Origin of the sequence: Micromonospora sp. NBC_00617 (assembly GCF_045161355.1) — a bacterium.
Classification (GTDB): Bacteria; Actinomycetota; Actinomycetes; order Mycobacteriales; family Micromonosporaceae; genus Micromonospora.
Genome location: NZ_CP107751.1, coordinates 6800967 through 6817685 on the forward strand (window position 1 = coordinate 6800967; position 16719 = coordinate 6817685).

General features: G+C 68.4%; 17 protein-coding genes and 1 pseudogene. 12 read left to right on the top strand and 6 right to left on the bottom strand.

Annotated elements, in window-relative coordinates; all coding sequences use genetic code 11:
• Position 1: 1 nt before the first annotated feature.
• Positions 2-550 (bottom strand): Uma2 family endonuclease, encoded by a 549-nt coding sequence (locus OG505_RS31610; protein WP_405429604.1) that lies wholly within the window; start codon positions 548-550, stop codon positions 2-4.
• Positions 551-870: 320 nt separating this feature from the next.
• On the opposite strand from OG505_RS31610, the gene OG505_RS31615 reads away from it, so the two are divergent.
• The 6 genes from OG505_RS31615 to OG505_RS31640 all read left to right on the top strand — a co-directional run bounded on the left by OG505_RS31615 (position 871) and on the right by OG505_RS31640 (position 8728).
• Complete coding sequence (locus OG505_RS31615; RefSeq protein ID WP_405434833.1) at positions 871-1926, top strand: ABC transporter ATP-binding protein; 1056 nt, start codon at positions 871-873, stop codon at positions 1924-1926.
• Positions 1923-2996 (top strand): ABC transporter ATP-binding protein, encoded by a 1074-nt coding sequence (locus OG505_RS31620; RefSeq protein WP_405429605.1) that lies wholly within the window; start codon positions 1923-1925, stop codon positions 2994-2996. The genes OG505_RS31615 and OG505_RS31620 overlap by 4 nt, the downstream gene beginning before the upstream one ends.
• Positions 2993-4000: an ABC transporter permease gene (locus OG505_RS31625; RefSeq protein ID WP_405429606.1), complete on the top strand. Its 1008-nt coding sequence runs from the start codon at positions 2993-2995 to the stop codon at positions 3998-4000. The genes OG505_RS31620 and OG505_RS31625 overlap by 4 nt, the downstream gene beginning before the upstream one ends.
• 10 nt (positions 4001-4010) lie before the next feature.
• On the top strand, positions 4011-4997 hold the full coding sequence (locus OG505_RS31630; protein ID WP_405429607.1) for an ABC transporter permease: 987 nt from the start codon (positions 4011-4013) through the stop codon (positions 4995-4997).
• 146 nt (positions 4998-5143) lie between these two features.
• Positions 5144-6886: an ABC transporter substrate-binding protein gene (locus OG505_RS31635; RefSeq protein ID WP_405429608.1), complete on the top strand. Its 1743-nt coding sequence runs from the start codon at positions 5144-5146 to the stop codon at positions 6884-6886.
• A 267-nt stretch (positions 6887-7153) separates the two neighbouring features.
• On the top strand, positions 7154-8728 hold the full coding sequence (locus OG505_RS31640) for a DUF262 domain-containing protein (RefSeq protein WP_405429609.1): 1575 nt from the start codon (positions 7154-7156) through the stop codon (positions 8726-8728).
• A gap of 84 nt (positions 8729-8812) precedes the next feature.
• On the opposite strand, the gene OG505_RS31645 is transcribed toward OG505_RS31640, so the two are convergent.
• Entirely contained in the window at positions 8813-9556 is a 744-nt protein-coding gene (locus tag OG505_RS31645) for a helix-turn-helix domain-containing protein (protein ID WP_405429610.1), read from the bottom strand.
• 146 nt (positions 9557-9702) lie between these two features.
• Between OG505_RS31645 and OG505_RS31650 the strand changes: the two genes are divergently transcribed.
• From OG505_RS31650 to OG505_RS31675, 6 genes and pseudogenes are all read left to right on the top strand, one after another.
• Positions 9703-9870 (top strand): hypothetical protein, encoded by a 168-nt coding sequence (locus OG505_RS31650; protein WP_405429611.1) that lies wholly within the window; start codon positions 9703-9705, stop codon positions 9868-9870.
• Positions 9860-11032 (top strand): helix-turn-helix domain-containing protein, encoded by a 1173-nt coding sequence (locus OG505_RS31655; RefSeq protein WP_405429612.1) that lies wholly within the window; start codon positions 9860-9862, stop codon positions 11030-11032. Before OG505_RS31650 ends, OG505_RS31655 begins: the two co-directional genes overlap by 11 nt.
• Before the next feature lie 99 nt (positions 11033-11131).
• A complete protein-coding gene (locus OG505_RS31660) occupies positions 11132-11806 on the top strand; it encodes a cytidylate kinase family protein (protein ID WP_405429613.1) in 675 nt (224 codons plus the stop codon).
• 60 nt (positions 11807-11866) lie between these two features.
• Positions 11867-11942 (top strand): annotated as a pseudogene (locus OG505_RS31665) (hypothetical protein); the annotation flags it as partial.
• 90 nt (positions 11943-12032) lie between these two features.
• Entirely contained in the window at positions 12033-12119 is an 87-nt protein-coding gene (locus OG505_RS31670; RefSeq protein WP_405434835.1) for a DUF7003 family protein, read from the top strand.
• Positions 12120-12220: 101 nt separating this feature from the next.
• A complete protein-coding gene (locus OG505_RS31675) occupies positions 12221-12592 on the top strand; it encodes a DUF805 domain-containing protein (RefSeq protein ID WP_405429614.1) in 372 nt (123 codons plus the stop codon).
• 138 nt (positions 12593-12730) lie between these two features.
• Here the strand turns inward: OG505_RS31675 and OG505_RS31680 are convergent, their stop codons facing one another.
• Genes OG505_RS31680 through OG505_RS31695 form a run of 4 tightly spaced genes read right to left on the bottom strand, consistent with a single transcriptional unit; the run spans position 12731 to position 16660 of the window.
• Positions 12731-13381: a response regulator transcription factor gene (locus OG505_RS31680; protein ID WP_405429615.1), complete on the bottom strand. Its 651-nt coding sequence runs from the start codon at positions 13379-13381 to the stop codon at positions 12731-12733.
• Positions 13372-14589, bottom strand: a complete 1218-nt coding sequence (locus OG505_RS31685; RefSeq protein ID WP_405429616.1) for a sensor histidine kinase — start codon at positions 14587-14589, stop codon at positions 13372-13374. Before OG505_RS31685 ends, OG505_RS31680 begins: the two co-directional genes overlap by 10 nt.
• Complete coding sequence (locus tag OG505_RS31690) at positions 14586-15926, bottom strand: FtsX-like permease family protein (RefSeq protein WP_405429617.1); 1341 nt, start codon at positions 15924-15926, stop codon at positions 14586-14588. Before OG505_RS31690 ends, OG505_RS31685 begins: the two co-directional genes overlap by 4 nt.
• Positions 15923-16660 (bottom strand): ABC transporter ATP-binding protein, encoded by a 738-nt coding sequence (locus OG505_RS31695; protein ID WP_405429618.1) that lies wholly within the window; start codon positions 16658-16660, stop codon positions 15923-15925. The genes OG505_RS31690 and OG505_RS31695 overlap by 4 nt, the downstream gene beginning before the upstream one ends.
• Between the last annotated feature and the right edge of the window lie 59 nt (positions 16661-16719).

Below are 16719 nucleotides of genomic sequence, written 5' to 3' on the forward strand. Positions count from 1 at the left end.
GTCAGGGGACGAGATCCTCCGGCCGGATCGTGGCCCGCACTGGCTCGGTCAACTCCAACACCTCGCCGCGCTTTGCGTCCGCCGCTTCGACGTAGTGGCCGTTTTGGCGCCGGTAGAGGCGCAGCGTGCCGGTTTCCTGCTCCACCAGCAGGTACCACCCGATGCCGGCAGCCGCGTAATAGTGCATCTTGAGCACCTTGTCCGTGGACGCGTTGCTCGGCGAAATGATTTCGCAGACCAGTTGAACGTCGGTCGCCTCGATGGTGAGCTCGTCGAGATCGATCGGGTTGGTGAGGACGAGATCAGGGATCGGTATCCGTCCGGGCCGGAGTCGGACGTTCACCGCCTCCAGTAGCTCGAGGCCGGCTGCCTCGGAGGCTGTCTCGAGGATGTTGCCGAGCTTGCGGGAAATGCGTTGGTGTCGGGGGGTGGGGGCTGGGGTCACGTGGAGGCTCCCGTCGAAGAGTTCGACGCGTTGCTGCGTCTCGCCGAGGGCGAGGTACTCCTCTTCGGTCCACGGGCCTTCGTGGTTGAACACCGCCGCGGTCATCGTCACCTCCACCTCGTGCCAGCGGGAATCCTCCCGGGCGCTGCTGCCATCATCGTCGCACCCGACGTGCGATCACGAGATGAATGGGCGTGGATGGCGAGGTGACGGGGGTGCGGGGCCGATGCCGACTCGTTACGCTCGGGCCCGCTGACACGTGCCGACTTTGTAGCTTATTTTCACCCTCGGGACTTTGTTGTAAGTTCTCTTCGTCACTGAGGGAGGTGGCCGTGGACAGCTCGGAACCGTCGCCGTCCGGGGACCCGGACGACCGCCCCGCCGTGCCGGCACAGCGCTCCGACGTGCCGACGCAGCGCTCCGACGTGCCGACGCAGCGCTCCGACCAGGACGCCTACCTGCGGGTGAGCGACCTGCGGGTCCGGTTCGACACCTCCGACGGCGTGGTGCGCGCGGTCGACGGGGTGTCGTTCGCCGTCGAGCGGGGCCGCACTCTCGGCATCGTCGGCGAGTCCGGTTCCGGCAAGAGCGTCACGTCGCTGGCCATCCTCGGCCTGCACGACCCCAAGCGGGCCACCATCACCGGCGAGATCTCCGTCGACGGCCGGCAGTTGGTCGGCCTGCCCGACGAGGAGGTACGCCGGCTGCGCGGCCGGGACATGGCGATGATCTTCCAGGATCCGCTGTCCGCGCTGCACCCGTACTACAGCGTCGGCCGGCAGATCGCCGAGGCGTACCGGGTGCACCACCCGAAGGTCAACCGGCGCGCGGCCCGCCAGCGTGCGGTGGACATGCTGGACCGGGTCGGCATCCCGCAGCCGGACCGCCGCTTCGAGGCGTACCCGCACGAGTTCTCCGGCGGGATGCGTCAACGGGCGATGATCGCGATGTCCCTGGTCAACGACCCCGCGCTGCTGATCGCCGACGAGCCGACCACCGCGCTGGACGTCACCGTGCAGGCGCAGATCCTGGACCTGCTCGCCGACCTCCAGGCCGAGTTCCACTCCGCGATCATCCTGATCACCCACGACCTCGGCGTCGTCGGCCAGGTCGCCGACGAGGTGCTGGTGATGTACGGCGGGCGGGCCGTCGAGCACGGCAGCGTGGAGCAGGTGCTCCGCTCGCCGCAGCATCCGTACACCTGGGGGTTGCTCTCCAGCGTGCCGTCGCTGCACGGCGACGCGGACGCGGACCTGGTGCCCATTCCCGGCAACCCGCCCAGCCTGATCAACCTGCCGACCGGCTGCGCCTTCCATCCACGCTGCCGCTACGACGACCGGGTCGGCGACCGGTCCCGCACCGAGGTGCCCCAGCTGCGCCCGGCCGGGGCCGACGGCCACCTGGTGGCCTGCCACCTGAGCGCCGAGGAACGCGCCGCGATCTACGCCGAGAACGTGGCATCCGTGGGGGTGGCCCGATGACCGCTGAACCACTGCTGCGCGTGCGCGGGCTGACCAAACACTTCCCGGTCCGTCAGGGGCTGCGCGGCACCGGCCTGGTGCGGGCGGTCGACGGTCTCGACTTCGACGTGCGCCCCGGCGAGACGCTCGGCCTGGTGGGGGAGTCCGGCTGCGGCAAGACGACCACCGGCCGGATGCTGGTGCGGCTGCTGGAGCCGACCGCCGGCAGCATCGAGTTCGACGGGCGGGACATCACCCACGCCGGGCGACGGGAGCTGCGCCCGCTGCGCCAGGAACTCCAGATCATCTTCCAGGACCCGTACGCGTCGCTGAACCCCCGCCACACCGTGGGTCGGATCGTGGCGATGCCGTTGCAGGTCAACGGGATCAAGCCGCCGGGTGGGATCAAGGCGCGGGTGCAGGAGCTGCTGGAGCTGGTCGGGCTGAACCCGGAGCACTACAACCGGTATCCGCACGAGTTCTCCGGCGGCCAGCGTCAGCGCATCGGTATCGCCCGCGCGCTGGCCCTGCGGCCCAAGCTGATCGTCGCCGACGAGCCGGTGTCCGCCCTGGACGTCTCGATCCAGGCGCAGGTCGTCAACCTGCTGCGCGACCTGCAACGGGAGCTGGGCCTCGCGTTCGTGTTCATCGCGCACGACCTCGCCGTGGTCCGACACTTCTGCCAGCGGGTGGCGGTCATGTACCTGGGGCGGATCGTCGAGATCGGCGACCGGGCGGACATCTACGAGCGCCCGCAGCATCCGTACACCCGGGCTCTGCTCTCGGCCATCCCGGACGTCACGCAGCTCGGCCCGGCGGGCCGGATCCGGCTGACCGGCGACGTGCCCACCCCGCTCGACCCGCCGTCGGGCTGCCGGTTCCGCACCCGGTGCTGGAAGGCGCAGGACATCTGCGCCACCGAGGAGCCGGCGCCGGTGCCCCGCGACGGCGGCCGGCAGGCCACCGCGTGTCACTTCCCGGAAGGGGAAACGGCCGGATCGAGCCCCGAAGGGGACGTGGCCAGCACGAGCCCGGAGAGTGCGGCGGCCGTCGGGGCGATTGACGCGACTGTCGAGGAGGTGTCGTCGTGAGCCTGTCCCCGGTGGAGGGTGTGGCGCTCGCCGAGATCGAGTCCAGCGCGGACGCGGGCGGGCCCGAGACCAAGGGCGTCGTCGGGCGTTCGCCCGGTCAGCTCGCCTGGCTTCGGCTGCGTCGTGACCGGACGGCAGTGGTCAGCGGTGGACTCCTGGTGTTCTTCCTGCTCCTGGGGCTTTCCGCCCCGCTGATCGAGATGGTCTACGGGATCGGGCCGCGCGAGCAGTTCCAGAACCTGCTGGACGGCTTCGGCATGCCGCTGGGTTACGTCGGCGGTGTCACCGGGGACCACTGGTTCGGGCTGGAGCCGGGGCTGGGCCGGGACATCTTCATCCGGTTGATCTACGGGCTGCGGACGTCGCTGTTCATCGCGTTCGCCGCCGCGCTGATCACCGCCACGATCGGCATCGTGCTCGGCGCGCTCGCGGGTTACCTCGGCGGCTGGCTCGACGCGGTGATCAACTGGATCACCGACCTGACCCTCGCGATGCCGTTCCTGATCATCGCGCTGGCGCTCACCCCCACCATCACGCTGCGCTTCTACGGCGAGCGGGGGCAGGTGTCGTCCGCCTTCGGAGTGGGCGTGCTGATCGCCGTGTTCGCCATCTTCGGCTGGACCAGCACGGCCCGGCTGGTACGCGGGCAGGTCATCGCGCTGCGCGAGCGGGAATTCGTGGAGGCCGCCAAGGCCAGCGGCGCCGGGCTGGGACACATCATCTTCCGGCAGCTCCTGCCGAACATCTGGGCGCCGATCCTGGTCTCGTTCTCCCTCGCCGTGCCGCAGTTCATCACCAGCGAGGCCGCGCTGTCGTTCATCGGCGTCGGCCTCAGCGACGAGACGCCGAGCTTCGGCCGGATGATCTACCGCAGTCTGGACTTCCTCCAGACCGACCCGGCGTACGTGTTCTTCCCGGGCATCACGATCTTCGCGCTGGTGTTCGCCTTCAACCTCTTCGGCGACGCGTTGCGGGACGCGCTCGATCCGAAGTCGTCCCGGTAGGGGTGGACTCATGTCACGGTTTCTGATCAAGCGGCTGTTCTCCGCGACGCTGACCCTGTTCGCGGTGAGCGTGCTGACCTTCCTGATGTTCTTCGCCCTGCCGCGTGACCCCGTGACCGGCATGTGCCCGAAGAACTGCAACCCGGAGCGGCTCGAGCGGGTCCGCGACGACCTGGGCCTCAACGACCCGCTGATCAGCCAGTACGCCGGTTACATGAAGGGCATCGTCACCGGTCGTGACCTGGGCAGCGCCCAGGGCGGCCGGTGTGACGCCCCCTGCCTGGGCTGGTCGTACGTCTCCAACGAGGCGGTCTCGGACACCATCGCCCGGGTGCTGCCGGTGACGCTGAGCATCGTGATCCCGGCGGCGATCCTCTGGCTGCTGCTCGGGGTGGGGTTGGGCATGGTGTCCGCGTTGCGCCGGGGCACCTGGCTGGACCGCGCGGCCATCGGCTTCTCGCTGACCGGTGCTTCGTTGCAGCTCTACTTCGTGGGCGCGGTGCTGCTGCTGGTGTTCGTCTACAACCTGCGGCTGCTGCCGGTGCCCAGCTACACGTCCCTGTTCGACAATCCGGCGAAGTGGGCCAGTGGGCTGGTGCTCGCCTGGGTGGCGTTGGCCTTCCTCTTCTCGGCCATCTACGCCCGGCTGTCGCGGGCGCAGATGCTGGAGACGCTGTCGGAGGACTTCGTCCGGACCGCGCGGGCCAAGGGCCTGGCCAAACCCACGGTGTACGGGCGGCACGCGCTGCGCGCGGCGATCACCCCGGTAGTGACCATCGCCGGCCTGGACGTGGGCGGGGCGCTGGGCGGCACGGTGATCACCGAGACGACGTTCGGCATCCAGGGGTTGGGGCGTACGGCGGTGGACGCGGTGAAGTCCGGCGACCTGCCCACCATCATGGCGACCGTGCTGATCGCGGCCGTCTTCGTGGTGGTGGCGAACGTGCTGGTGGACCTGCTCTACGCGGCGATCGACCCGCGGGTCCGGCTGCGCTGACCGGGCCGATGCCCGGCGGGTGGCTGGTGGCGAAATTTATCGACAACTGTTACACAACTCGTAGGTTTTCTTCCTTACGATCCTCGGGACGTCGGCGGTTCTCGCCCCGGCGAAACCGCACGGCACATGGGTGAAGGGGGTACTTCATGAGACCACGCGTGGTGGCTGCCGCAGGCGGCGCGATCGCTCTGGTGGTGGCATTGGGTGCGTGCTCGAAGAACACGGGCGAGGGCACCACTGTGGACACCGATCGGCAGCAGACCGGGGTCATCGCGACCGACCCGAAGGATTCGCAGGGCCCGGCTGCCGAGGTGAGCGGCGCCGCCAAGGGCGGCACCTTCACCATCATCCGGGAGTCGCCGATCTCCCACCTGGACCCGCAGCGGACGTACTCGTTCGCCGGTCTGATGACCAACCCGCTCTTCGCGCGCTACCTGACCACCTGGAAGGACGACGGCAAGGGCGGCCTCGTCCTCGTCGGTGACCTGGCCGAGACGCCGGGCACCAACGTCAACAACGACTGCAAGGTCTGGGAATTCACGATCAAGGACGGGGTGAAGTTCGAGGACGGCCGGCCGATCACCGCCAAGGAGATCGCGTACGGCATCGCCCGCTCCTTCGACCCGGACCTCTCCGGCGGCCCCACCTACCTCCAGGAGTGGCTGGCCGACACCCCGCAGTTCGACACCAAGTGGGACTTCAAGAAGAACAAGACGTCGCTGCCGCCGGGCCTGACCACGCCGGACGCCAAGACGCTGCGCTTCGAGTTCGCCAAGCCCCGCTGTGACCTGCCGTTCGCGGTCTCGCTGCCGACCACCGCGCCGCTGCCGGCGGACAAGGACACCGGCGTCAACCTGGACAAGCAGCCGTTCTCGTCCGGCCCGTACAAGATCGCCAAGAACCAGGTCGGCGTGCAGATCACCCTGGACCGCAACCCCAACTGGGACCCGAAGACCGACCCGGTCCGCCACCAGTACCCGGACCAGTTCGTGTGGACCTTCGGCCCGACCGCGGACGCCGCCAACAACCGGGTGATCGCCGACAACGGCGCCGACCAGAGCGCGCTCGCCTTCAACACCGTGCCCGCCTCGCTGGTCGCCAAGGTGGCCGGAGACGCCGCGCTCAAGTCGCGCACCATCCTCTCTCCGACGCCGAGCGCCAACCAGCTCGTCATCAACAACCAGCGGGTCACCGACCTGAAGGTGCGTCAGGCGCTCAACTACGCCATCGACCGCGAGGGTCTCATCAAGGCGATGGGCGGGCAGACCGTCGCCGCGCCGATGACCACGCTGATGCCGTCGGCCACGATCGGCTACAAGGCGTACGACGCGTACCCGGCGGGCGCCAACGGCAACGTCGACAAGGCCAAGGAGCTGCTCGGCGGCAAGACGCCGGAGCTGGTCCTCGGCGTCGCGGACAACTCGACCGAGCAGCAGCAGGGCGCCCAGCTCAAGGCCAACCTCGAGCGCGCCGGCTTCAAGATCACGCTGCGGAACATCTCGGACGACGCCAAGCTCGACGAGGTCAAGAAGAAGGACAACCCCTGGGACCTGTACATCGGTAACTGGGCGGCGGACTGGCCGAGCGGGGCGTCGATCCTGCCGGTGCTCTACGACGGCCGCACCATCAAGGCCGAGGGCAACAGCAACCAGTCCTACTTCAACGACCCGGCGATCAACGCCGAGATGGACCGCATCCAGGCGATGCCCGCCGCCGAGCAGGGCCCGGAGTGGGCCAAGCTCGACGAGCGGATCATGAAGGAGCACGCGCCCGTGGTGCCGCTCTTCGTCGACGTGGCCTACAACGTGCACGGGTCCAAGGCCGGCGGAATCTTCATCTCCAGCGTCTTCGGCTACCCGTCGTTCGTCAACGCGTACGCCAAGTCGTAAGTCACGCCGCAAGCCAGAAGGGTCCCCTCTCGACAGCGTCGTCGGGAGGGGACCCTTCTGTTTCCGGTCGACAGGTCACCGCTGCGAGCCACGGATGATCTTGACTGTCTAGCCGCAAGCGGGCCAATTAGGGCGGGATGCTGTGTAGCGCATCGCGAGTACTTGTCTCGTTGGCCTTGGCCCTGGTCCTGCCGGTAAGGGCTTGCGGTATGCGGGCGGGGGACCTCTATGCTTGCTGCGCGCATCGCCACTCAGAGGAGGAAGCCTGTGTCAGGCCTATCGATCCGGGACATCATCGAGCGAGTCACCTCCGGCCGACTGCGCATTCCGGCCTTCCAGCGTGGCTTCGTTTGGGATGCGGATCGTGTGGCATACCTGATGGACAGCATTTACAAGGGCTATCCGTTCGGCGCGGTAATCCTCTGGCGTACCAAAGATCAGTTGAAGTCTGAACGGCAACTAGGGCCCTTCCCCTTGCCTGGGCGCGATGCCGACTTGCCAATCGACTACGTGCTCGATGGGCAACAGCGACTTACTTCCATATTCGGTGTTTTCCAAAATGAGATCGCAGCTGTTGAGCAGGCACCCTGGACATCAGTTTTCTTTGATCTCCAAGCAACAACCAGTGACTTTCAGGAAAGTCAGTTCGTTTGCCTGCCGGCAGGTGAAGCGATCCCCGGTCGACATTTTCCGATCGGGACCTTCTTCAGTGTCCCGGGCTATCGTCAGGCGACGAAGGACTTCGACGATCTAACAGCCGAAAGAATTGGCGAAGTTCAAGCAGTCTTCCAGCAGGCTTCGATCCCGGTGCAACTAGTCGAAACGAACGACCGGGCGAAGGTCGCTATTGTTTTCGAGCGTGTGAACCGGATGGGAGTGGAGCTGGATATCCTTCAACTCCTCTCGGCGTGGACGTGGAGCGAGGATTTCGATCTACAAACGAAGTTCGAGGAGTTTGCGGAGGAGTTGCGACCGTTCGGATTTCACGAAATCGGCGAAGACAGTAACCTCTTACTGCGTTGCTCCGCCGCTATCGTGAAAGGTGATGTGTCTCCGGGTGAGCTAATCTCGCTCAACGGGGGCGAGGTGCGTGACAAATTCCCGGAGATGGTCAATGGGATCAGGGGTGCGATCGACTTCCTGCGCAACAACATTCGCGCCGCAAAGCTTGCCAATCTGCCATACTCGGCCCTCATTGTCCCATTATGCGTTTTCTTCGCCGCACCTGACGGAAAGACCGTCAAAGTCAGCAACGCTCAGCGGGAGGCGCTCCTTTCGTGGTTTTGGCGATCATGTTTCTCGCGAAGGTTCAGCGCGGCGGTCATTCGGAACCTGAATCGCGACATTGAAGAGGCTCGTAAGCTCCGGGAGCGTGGAAGGTCCGAACTCGCCAAGATCCCAGCTCAGGTCGATGAAGACTACTTCCTTGAACAGACCTTTAACGTCGGCACCGTGCACACGAAAACTTTTGTTCTGATGTTGGCCGAAGCATCGCCGCTCTCGTTCGTCTCCGGCGGAAATATCACCTTAGAAACTGTGTTGCAGCACTATAACCGGAACGAGTTTCATCATCTGTACCCACGCGCCTATCTTCGCGACGGCGGGTGGGATACGGGCGACATAAACGTGTTGGCAAACTTTGTCTTTATGTCAAGCGCCGACAATAAGGATTTGGGGGGTGTTGCCCCCAGCCTTTACAGGCCCCGTATGGACCAATCCGCACTCCCTAAGATCTTGGAGAGGGGAATCTGCCCCGCCTCTCTCTTCGACGACGACTACGACGCTTTCCGATCTGAGCGAGCAGAAATGCTTGTCGTGTCCGCGCGTAGGTTGATGGGCTAGGCATATACGAATCCGCACGGCGCAACGATTGAACGGTGTGCGCTCCAGTCGACTCCAACTTCAATGCCATCGGGCGAAAGCGTTTTATTCGGGCAACCTGTTGTACTGGTCGAGCGTCGCCTTGGATGTGGAAGCATCCCGGAAGGTCAGCTCCCACGGGCCGGTGTTGACGTCCATGTCCTTGCCGAACCCGACCCATTTCCCGGCCATTCTTCGGCCGGTGGGCTCCACCATTAGCTGGATTGCGCCGTGGTATCGGGCTCCCCGGTAGTAACCGGCGGGATCGGTCTGCTCCACCCATGTGCCGGTCACCACTGCACCGTCCAGGGTGAGATCCATCGACAGCGACGATGCCGCCGAGCCGGGCAGACTGCGCACGGTCAGTCGGTCGCCATGCTGGAGTACGACCACGAAGTGTTGCCCGGCGAATGATTCTCCCCGACCGCTGGAGTGGTATTGGTATCGGCTGAGCCAGACGCCCTCGTACGATCCGTGGACCGCAATTGGTTTGGGCGTTGGCGTGGCCAGGCTGGACATGGGCGAGGTCAGGTCGTGGCCGCCGTGTTGGTCGTCTACGGCATGGCCGTCGGATATCGAGGCGAAGCCGAGTAGTGACACCGGCAGGCCGGTGACGACCTCCAGGGCGCGGGCGTACACGGGCCGTGGCGCGGCGATCGCGCCAGACTCCCACCGCTGGACGAGTCTCTTGTTGGCGTCGTTGGGCTCGCCGACGCGGCGGCCGGCGGCTTGGAGCGCGCGGGCAAAGTCGTCCTGGCTCATCCGCATCCCGGTGCGGACCGCGCGCAGGGCCGTGTTCGGGGCATTCATGTTCGCCACAATAGCGGCGTGTCGCCTTAATGTCGCCTCGAATGTGCCCGGGATGTCGCAGTGTGTGCCGTCGCAGTCGGCGACATCTTGGGGGCAATGTGGGCGGCATGCAACGGTGAACCCGCCGATGCGTCCCAGCGGAGGCGATGATGCCAAGTTCTAACGATGAGCCGGCCAGCCGGGGTGAGCAGATCGACGCCGCTGAACGGGAAGAGGCCAAGCGCCGGTTGCTCGCGCAGGCCGAGGCGGACCGGATACCGGTGGAGGAGACGACTCGGGCGGTGCCGGATCGGCGGTGGCGTGGTGAGCGGTGAGTCGGTGCCGATCGGTCGACGGGTCGCCTATCTGCGGGTGCGGCGGAGGTTGTCGCAGCAGTCGTTCGCGGATCGGTTGGGGAAGTCGAAGAGCTGGGTGGACAAGGTCGAGCGTGGGGTCCGATCCCTGGAGCGGGTGTCGACCATCCGAGATGTCGCGGCGGTGCTGCGGGTCGATCCCGCCGCGCTGCTCGGTCGGGATGTGCACCCCGCCGGGGTGGCCGAGTGCCGCGAGGACGTCGCGCGGATTCGGGCGGCGCTGTCCGCGTACCCCATGGCTTTTCATCGCCCGACGGACCGGGCGGTGATGTCGCCCGACCGGCTGGCGCGGGAGGTGTGGCATGCGTGGATGGCCTACCAGCACACCCGTTATGCACGTCTGGCCGCGCTGCTGCCCCCGTTGGTGACCGAGGTTCAACGCGCTCACGCGATGGACCCGGAGGTCGGGCGGGCAGCGGTGGTGGAAGCCTATCGGGTGACGGCGGCGCTGCTGGTCAAGCTGGGTGAGGGGAGTCTCGCCTGGTTGGCCGCTGACCGGGCGATGTCCGCCGCCGCCGGTGACCGGGTGTTGCTGGCCTGCGCGACGGTGCAGCTCGGTCAGGTGCTGCGGGCATCGGCGCGAGCCAAGCCGGTGATGCTGGCGGCGGCCTCCCAGATCACCCCTGAGACGCCGCAGGAGTTGTCACTGCGGGGATCACTGCTCGTGCAGGCCGCACTGATCGCGGCCAGGGCAGGTGACGACCGGGCGGCCGGGGGCCTGCTGGACGAGGCCGCCGAGCTGGCCGCCCACGTGGGCGACGGGCATGACCATCACCGGACGGCGTTCGGGCCGACCGCCGTCGAGTTGGCGCGGGTCGCTGCCGCGGTGGAGCTGGGCGACGGGCAGCGGGCGGTCGCCCGGCATCAGGAGGCGATCGGGCGGGACGGATGGCGGTGGCTGCCCGTCGAGCATCGCGCCGCGCACCTGATCGACGCGGCGCGCGCCCACCTCCAGGCGGACGACCCCGCCAACGCGGCCCGGCTCCTGCTGCGGGCGAACAGCATCGCGCCCGCCGAGATCCGCCACCGGCCATCGGCACGGGACGTGGTCGCCCAGGCCGCCCGTGACCCGCACGCTCCGCCCACGATCGCCCAGCTCGCCATCAACCTCGGGGTGCTGTGAACATGATGGTCTTCACCCCGGATGGGTCCGACTCCAGGGCGAGCAGCCTGGGCCTGCGCGCCGCATGGCGACCTTCGAGAGACGAGGATGGTGCAGACCATGGACCACGGCACCCGCGACGAATTACTCGGTCACCTGGTTGAGGCGGTCGGGTCCGTCACGGTCGCGCACCCGACGCGGGTCGCCATCGACGGGCCGCCCGCCAGCGGCAAGACCACCCTCGCCGACGAGTTGGCTGTCGTCCTGCGCGGGCAGGGTCGCGACGTCATCCGCGCGACGATCGACGACTTCCTCTTTCCCCGGGCGCGGCGCTATCCGCGTGGCGAGTACTCGGCCGAAGGCTGCTACCACGACACTCACGACTACGACGCGCTCAACAGGGTGCTGCTCGATCCGCTCGGCCCCGAAGGGGACCGACGCTTCCGAAACGCGGTGTACGACCGCACGACGGATGCCGTGCTGTGCCCACCGGTTACGGCCGCCCCGGCCGACGCCGTGCTGATATTCGACGGCGTCTTCCTCCTGCGTCCCGAGCTGATCGGCAGGTGGGAACTACGCGTCTTCGTGTCGACGGCACTGGAGACGACCGTGGACCGTGCCCTGATCCGAGAGCGTCGGGTGTCACCTCGGGCCGACATCGAACGGCGCTGGCGCGAGCGGTACATCCCCTCTCAGCAGCTCTACTTCGCCACCGTCGGCCCGACCCGGCACGCCGACATCGTCGTGCACAACGACGAGCCCCAGCGGCCGGCCTGGGAGAGCCGAACACGCTGAGGGGCACGCAGCGCTGTTGACGCGGAAGCTCGACGGCATGACGGTCTACGCTGCTCCACTGTGCGCCCCGCCGACATTCTCGAACAGCTCGACACCGCAGCGGAAGACTTCCGGTTTCCGGACCTCGACAACGGCTACTCCTACGCCGTCGACGCTCGCCTGCACGGATATCGGGACGCCGGGCGATGGGCCCTCATCGGAGACGTTCTGCCAGATCGCCGATGTCCTGGCAACCGGCGACCGCAAGCTGTACACGCCCAGATCGCAGCCGAACACGCACTGGTCCCACTGGCCGGACTCGGGAAGCCTGTAGCCGGGCAAAGGCCAGACATTCAGCCGTTGACCCCGTCGCATCGATCTGTTTGGCTGCCTCCGCGATGACCTTGAGAACCCCTCAAATGACCGGAGACAGTCATGTCCTTTATTGACGCGATCAAGTCAGTCTTTAGCCAGTACGTCGGTTTCACGGGCCGGGCCCGCCGGTCTGAGTACTGGTGGTTCGCCCTCTTCAGCATTCTTGTCGGTATTGTCACTGCCATTCTGGACAATGCGCTGGGACTGACCTTCGAGGGGGGCTCGACCGGTTTCATCGGTCTCGTCGCCTACCTGGTGCTGCTGCTGCCCTCGCTGGCGGTCGCGGTGCGACGCCTGCACGACACCGACCGGACGGGGTGGTGGTTGCTGATCGGCCTGGTGCCGCTCGTGGGCGCCATCGTCCTGCTCGTGTTCTTTGTCTCGGACAGCAAGCCCGGCGCGAACCGTTTCGGCGCCAGCCCCAAGGGCTGACCGCTGTTCGCACTCAATATCGCGTGAACATCCCCAACACGTACGTCAAGCCGTAGCCTGACCGCAGGCAGGCAAGGGTCCCTTCCCGACATTTCTGACGGGAGGGGACCTTTCCGCTGTCTGTGGCGCGAGTGGGGCTCAGCGCGCCGCGTTCAGGTAGCGCAGCACGGCGAGTACCCGCCGGTGGTCGGTCCGCGCCTGGGGTAGGTCCAGCTTGGTGAAGATGGCTGTCACATGCTTCTCCACGCTGCGCGGGGCGAGGTGCAGCGACTCGCAGATGGCAGCGTTGGAGCGGCCCTCGGCCACCATCCCCAGGACCTCTCGTTCCCGCTCGCTGAGGCGGGCGACGCCCGCGTCCACCGCTGGCGCCGCCAGCAACTGCCGCACCACCTCCGGGTCCAGCGCCGTTCCGCCCGCGGCCACCCTGCGCAGCGCGTCGACGAAGTCGTCGGTGCTGACGATGCGGTCCTTCAACAGGTACCCGACCCGCTCGGGGTGCTCGGCGATCAGTTGCCGTGCGTACCGGGTCTCCACCCACTGCGAGAAGACCAGCACGCCGATGTCCGGGTGGGCCGCCCGGATCGCCAGTGCCGCCCGCAAGCCTTCGTCGGTGAAGGTCGGTGGCATCCGCACGTCGACCACCGCCGCCTCCGGCCGGTGCTCGCTGACCGCCGCCAGCAGATCGTCACCGTTGTCCACCGTCGACACGACGGTGATTCCGTGGTCGCTCAGTAACAACCTGATCCCGTCGCGCAGTAACGGGTTGTCCTCGGCGATCACTACTCGCATGGCAACTCCACGGTGATGGTCGTCGGCCCACCCGACGGGCTGTCCACCCACAGCGCGCCGTCGAGCGACTCGGCCCGCCGGACCAGCCCGGCCAGACCCGTGCCCTTGCCCCCGGGCCTCGCCCCGCCGTCCCCGTCGTCGGTGACAGTCAGGCGCAGCATTCCACCCAGCGCGCGAAGGTCCAGCCGGACCCGGCTGGCCGCAGCGTGCTTCGCCACGTTGGTGAGCAGTTCGGCGGCGCTGAAGTAGAGCGCCGACTCCGTCTCGGGCGGTGGCCGCCGGGGCAGGTCCACGTGCACGACGACGGGCACCGCGCTGCGGGCGGCCAGGGTCTCGATCGCGGTGCTCAGGCCGGCGTCCAGCGCGGGTGGGTGAATGCCCCGCACGATGTCCCGCAGCTCAGAAAGCGCCTCCACCACCGCGCCCCGGGCCTGCGCCACCATCGTCCGCAGCTCCGGCTCGCCGGCTCGCCGCTCGATGCGCGACAGTGTCACGCCCAGCGCGACCAGCCGGGCCTGTGGACCGTCGTGCAGATCCCGCTCCACCCGCCGCAGCAGCGCCGCCGCGTCCGCCCGCAGCGCGGCCCGGCTGGCCTCCAGCGCCGCTATCCGGGCTCGCTCCGGGCCCGGCTCCAGCAGCGCGCCCACCAACCGCCGGTCCAGCCACACGATGAGCCGGAAATACCACGGAAACACCAGCAGCGCGGCCAACCCCTGCGCGGCCAGACCCCAGGGGCCGCCCCACGGCGGATCCTGCGGAAACCGCTGCATCCACACGGGATAGGTGATCCCGATCAACCCTCCGGCGACGAGGGCCCCGCCGAGGTAGGCGGCCGCGGCCATCAGAGGCAGCCGGGCGAAGCAGTACGCGAGGGCCTTCCACGCGCTGGCGTCGGTCAGTACCGCGCCGGCCCAACGCAGCGGGCCCGGCCCGCGACGGCGTACCGGCGGCGGGTTCGGCCAGGTCCAGCCGAGGAACAGCCGGGCCGGCCCCCGGAAGTACCGGACGGTCAGCCGGGCCAGCACCAGCACAGCCGTCAGCAGCGGTAGCCCGACCGTCAGCAGCGACAGCGCGGAGAACACCAGCCCCAGCAGCGCGAGCGCGAACGTCGGCACGGCCAGCACGGTGCCGGTGATCGTGTACCCGACCTCGCGCCAGGTGCGGGCGGCCAGCGGCGCGCGCAGCACTGTGCCGGCGACCGATGTCACGGGTCCACCGCCAGCGACTCCACCGCCGGGCGGCGCATCGCGACCAGCGCCGGCACCACGGTGCCCAGCAGGACCAGACCGACCACCGCGGCCACGCCGATGGTCAGCTGCCCGGTTGGCAGGTACGGCATCCACGTACCCAGCATGCCGTGCAGCATCGGCACCACGGTGACCATCGCGACCACCGTACCCACCGCCAGAGCGGTCACGGTCACCATCAGGGCCTCGCCGGCGACCACGGTCAGCGCCCGCATCCTGCTCGCGCCGACCAGCCGGGTCACGGCAAGCTCCCGGCGTCGGGCCAGTAGCACGGTCACCAGCGTGTTCACCGCCGCGACCGCGGCGAAGGCGACGTAGACGGCGGTCCCGGAGTACTCCGTCCACACCGATGCCGGCGGGTCGGGCGTGCCGTGCACGTGGACGGACGTGGTGTGCGTGAGCACCTTCACCGTGGCGAACGCGATCGCGAGGACCAGCGGTACCAGGGCGCCGGACAGCGCCTTGGCGCGTACCGCGAGGTTGTCCGCGGCCAGCGCCCCGGTGCCCCCGAACAGTCGCGCCAGCGGGGCTGCCAGCCGCAGCAGGACCGGACCGAGAAAGCCTGCTCCTACGCACATCGCCAGCATCGTGAAGAAGCTCGACTCGCCAGCCTTCGCCGGGTCGCCGTTGGCGATGAGGATCGACGACACCACGCCGCCAGCCACGAGCACCACCCCGATCGCGGTACGCACAAAGCTGACCCGGCGTCGCGGGACGGCCATCTCGGTCAGCGCGGCGGCGGGGCGTACCCGCGCCGGGCGTACCGCGGCGACCAGCGCGCCGACCAGCGACGCCCCGACGGTGATGCCCAACGCGGCAGGTAGCGCCGCACCCGACGGGTGGAACGTCACGCCGGGTGGGATCGCCCCGTGTCCGGTGAGCCCCGCCAACCAGGCGCGGGCGAGCAGGGCACCGAGCGGCACCCCGAGCACGGTCGCCGGCACCGCCACCGCGGCGGCCTGGGCCGCCACCGCGCGGCGTACCCGCCCGGGGGTGGCACCGACCGCCCGCACCAGCGCGATGTCCCGGCCCTGTCGGGCGATCGACGACGTCATGGTCAACCCGACGATCAACGCGGTCAGGTACACCGACACCACCACGAACAGCACGGCCATCTCGGGGATCCCGCTCTCGGTCAGCGCCTGCCGGGCGGCCGGGTCCAACCGCGCGCCGGACATCGAGGAACTGGCGCCGAGCGCTCCGGACACCAGCGCGGCGGCCAGGCACTGTGTGACGAACGGTCCAGCGAAGGCCCACGGCTGCTTGCGCAGTGCCTGCCTGGTCAGCCCCGCGCTCACCGGACCACCGCCGGATCCTCCACGGTGGCGCGCAGCCGCTCCGCGATGCTCGTCGCATCGGGCGTCGGGCCGTCCGCCACCACCTCGCCGTCGCGCAGCAGGATGAGCCGGTCGCTCCAGGCCGCTGCCATCGGGTCGTGGGTGACCATCACCACCGCCACCCGGGCCCGGTCCACCCCGCCGCGAAACAACTGGAGTACCTGCTCGCCGGTAGCCGGATCCAACGCCCCGGTCGGCTCGTCCGCGAACACCACAGCGGGACGGCCAGCCAGCGCACGGGCGATGGCGACCCGCTGGCGCTGGCCACCGGACAACTCGCCAACCGGCCGACCCGCCAGCCCGGACAGCCCGACCTCGGCCAGCACCTCGTCGAGCGGGCGCGGGCGCGGACCACCCAGTCGGCGGGGCAGCAGCACGTTCTGCCGCACCGTCAGTTCCGACAGCAGGTTGTACGACTGGAAGACGAAACCCACCCGGTCGCGGCGCAGCCGGGTCAGCGCACCTTCGCGCATCCGCGTGACGTCCCGGTCGACCAGCCGGACCCGGCCCGACGTCGGCCGGTCCAGTCCGGCCGCGCACTGCAGCAGGGTGCTCTTGCCTGACCCGGTCGCGCCCATCACCGCAACGAACGTGCCGGCCGACACCACGAGTGAGACGCCGCGAAGAGCGGCGACCGGCCGGCGGCGCGAGCCGTAGATGCGGGTCACCCCGTCGAGTTCCACAACGTTGTCCATGCGTTCCAGCCTCGGCGCCGGCGGCGTCACGAACATCCGGGTGGCCCGAACGGTACGGG

What these genes read in the sequence shown, in the direction of transcription:
- OG505_RS31610 (WP_405429604.1), bottom strand. Translation starts at nt 550, where the DNA reads ATGACCGCGGCGGTGTTCAACCACGAAGGCCCGTGGACCGAAGAGGAG.
- OG505_RS31620 (WP_405429605.1), top strand. Translation starts at nt 1,923, where the DNA reads ATGACCGCTGAACCACTGCTGCGCGTGCGCGGGCTGACCAAACACTTC.
- OG505_RS31630 (WP_405429607.1), top strand. Translation starts at nt 4,011, where the DNA reads ATGTCACGGTTTCTGATCAAGCGGCTGTTCTCCGCGACGCTGACCCTG.
- OG505_RS31635 (WP_405429608.1), top strand. Translation starts at nt 5,144, where the DNA reads ATGAGACCACGCGTGGTGGCTGCCGCAGGCGGCGCGATCGCTCTGGTG.
- OG505_RS31645 (WP_405429610.1), bottom strand. Translation starts at nt 9,556, where the DNA reads ATGAATGCCCCGAACACGGCCCTGCGCGCGGTCCGCACCGGGATGCGG.
- OG505_RS31650 (WP_405429611.1), top strand. Translation starts at nt 9,703, where the DNA reads ATGATGCCAAGTTCTAACGATGAGCCGGCCAGCCGGGGTGAGCAGATC.
- OG505_RS31660 (WP_405429613.1), top strand. Translation starts at nt 11,132, where the DNA reads ATGGACCACGGCACCCGCGACGAATTACTCGGTCACCTGGTTGAGGCG.
- OG505_RS31675 (WP_405429614.1), top strand. Translation starts at nt 12,221, where the DNA reads ATGTCCTTTATTGACGCGATCAAGTCAGTCTTTAGCCAGTACGTCGGT.
- OG505_RS31680 (WP_405429615.1), bottom strand. Translation starts at nt 13,381, where the DNA reads ATGCGAGTAGTGATCGCCGAGGACAACCCGTTACTGCGCGACGGGATC.
- OG505_RS31695 (WP_405429618.1), bottom strand. Translation starts at nt 16,660, where the DNA reads ATGGACAACGTTGTGGAACTCGACGGGGTGACCCGCATCTACGGCTCG.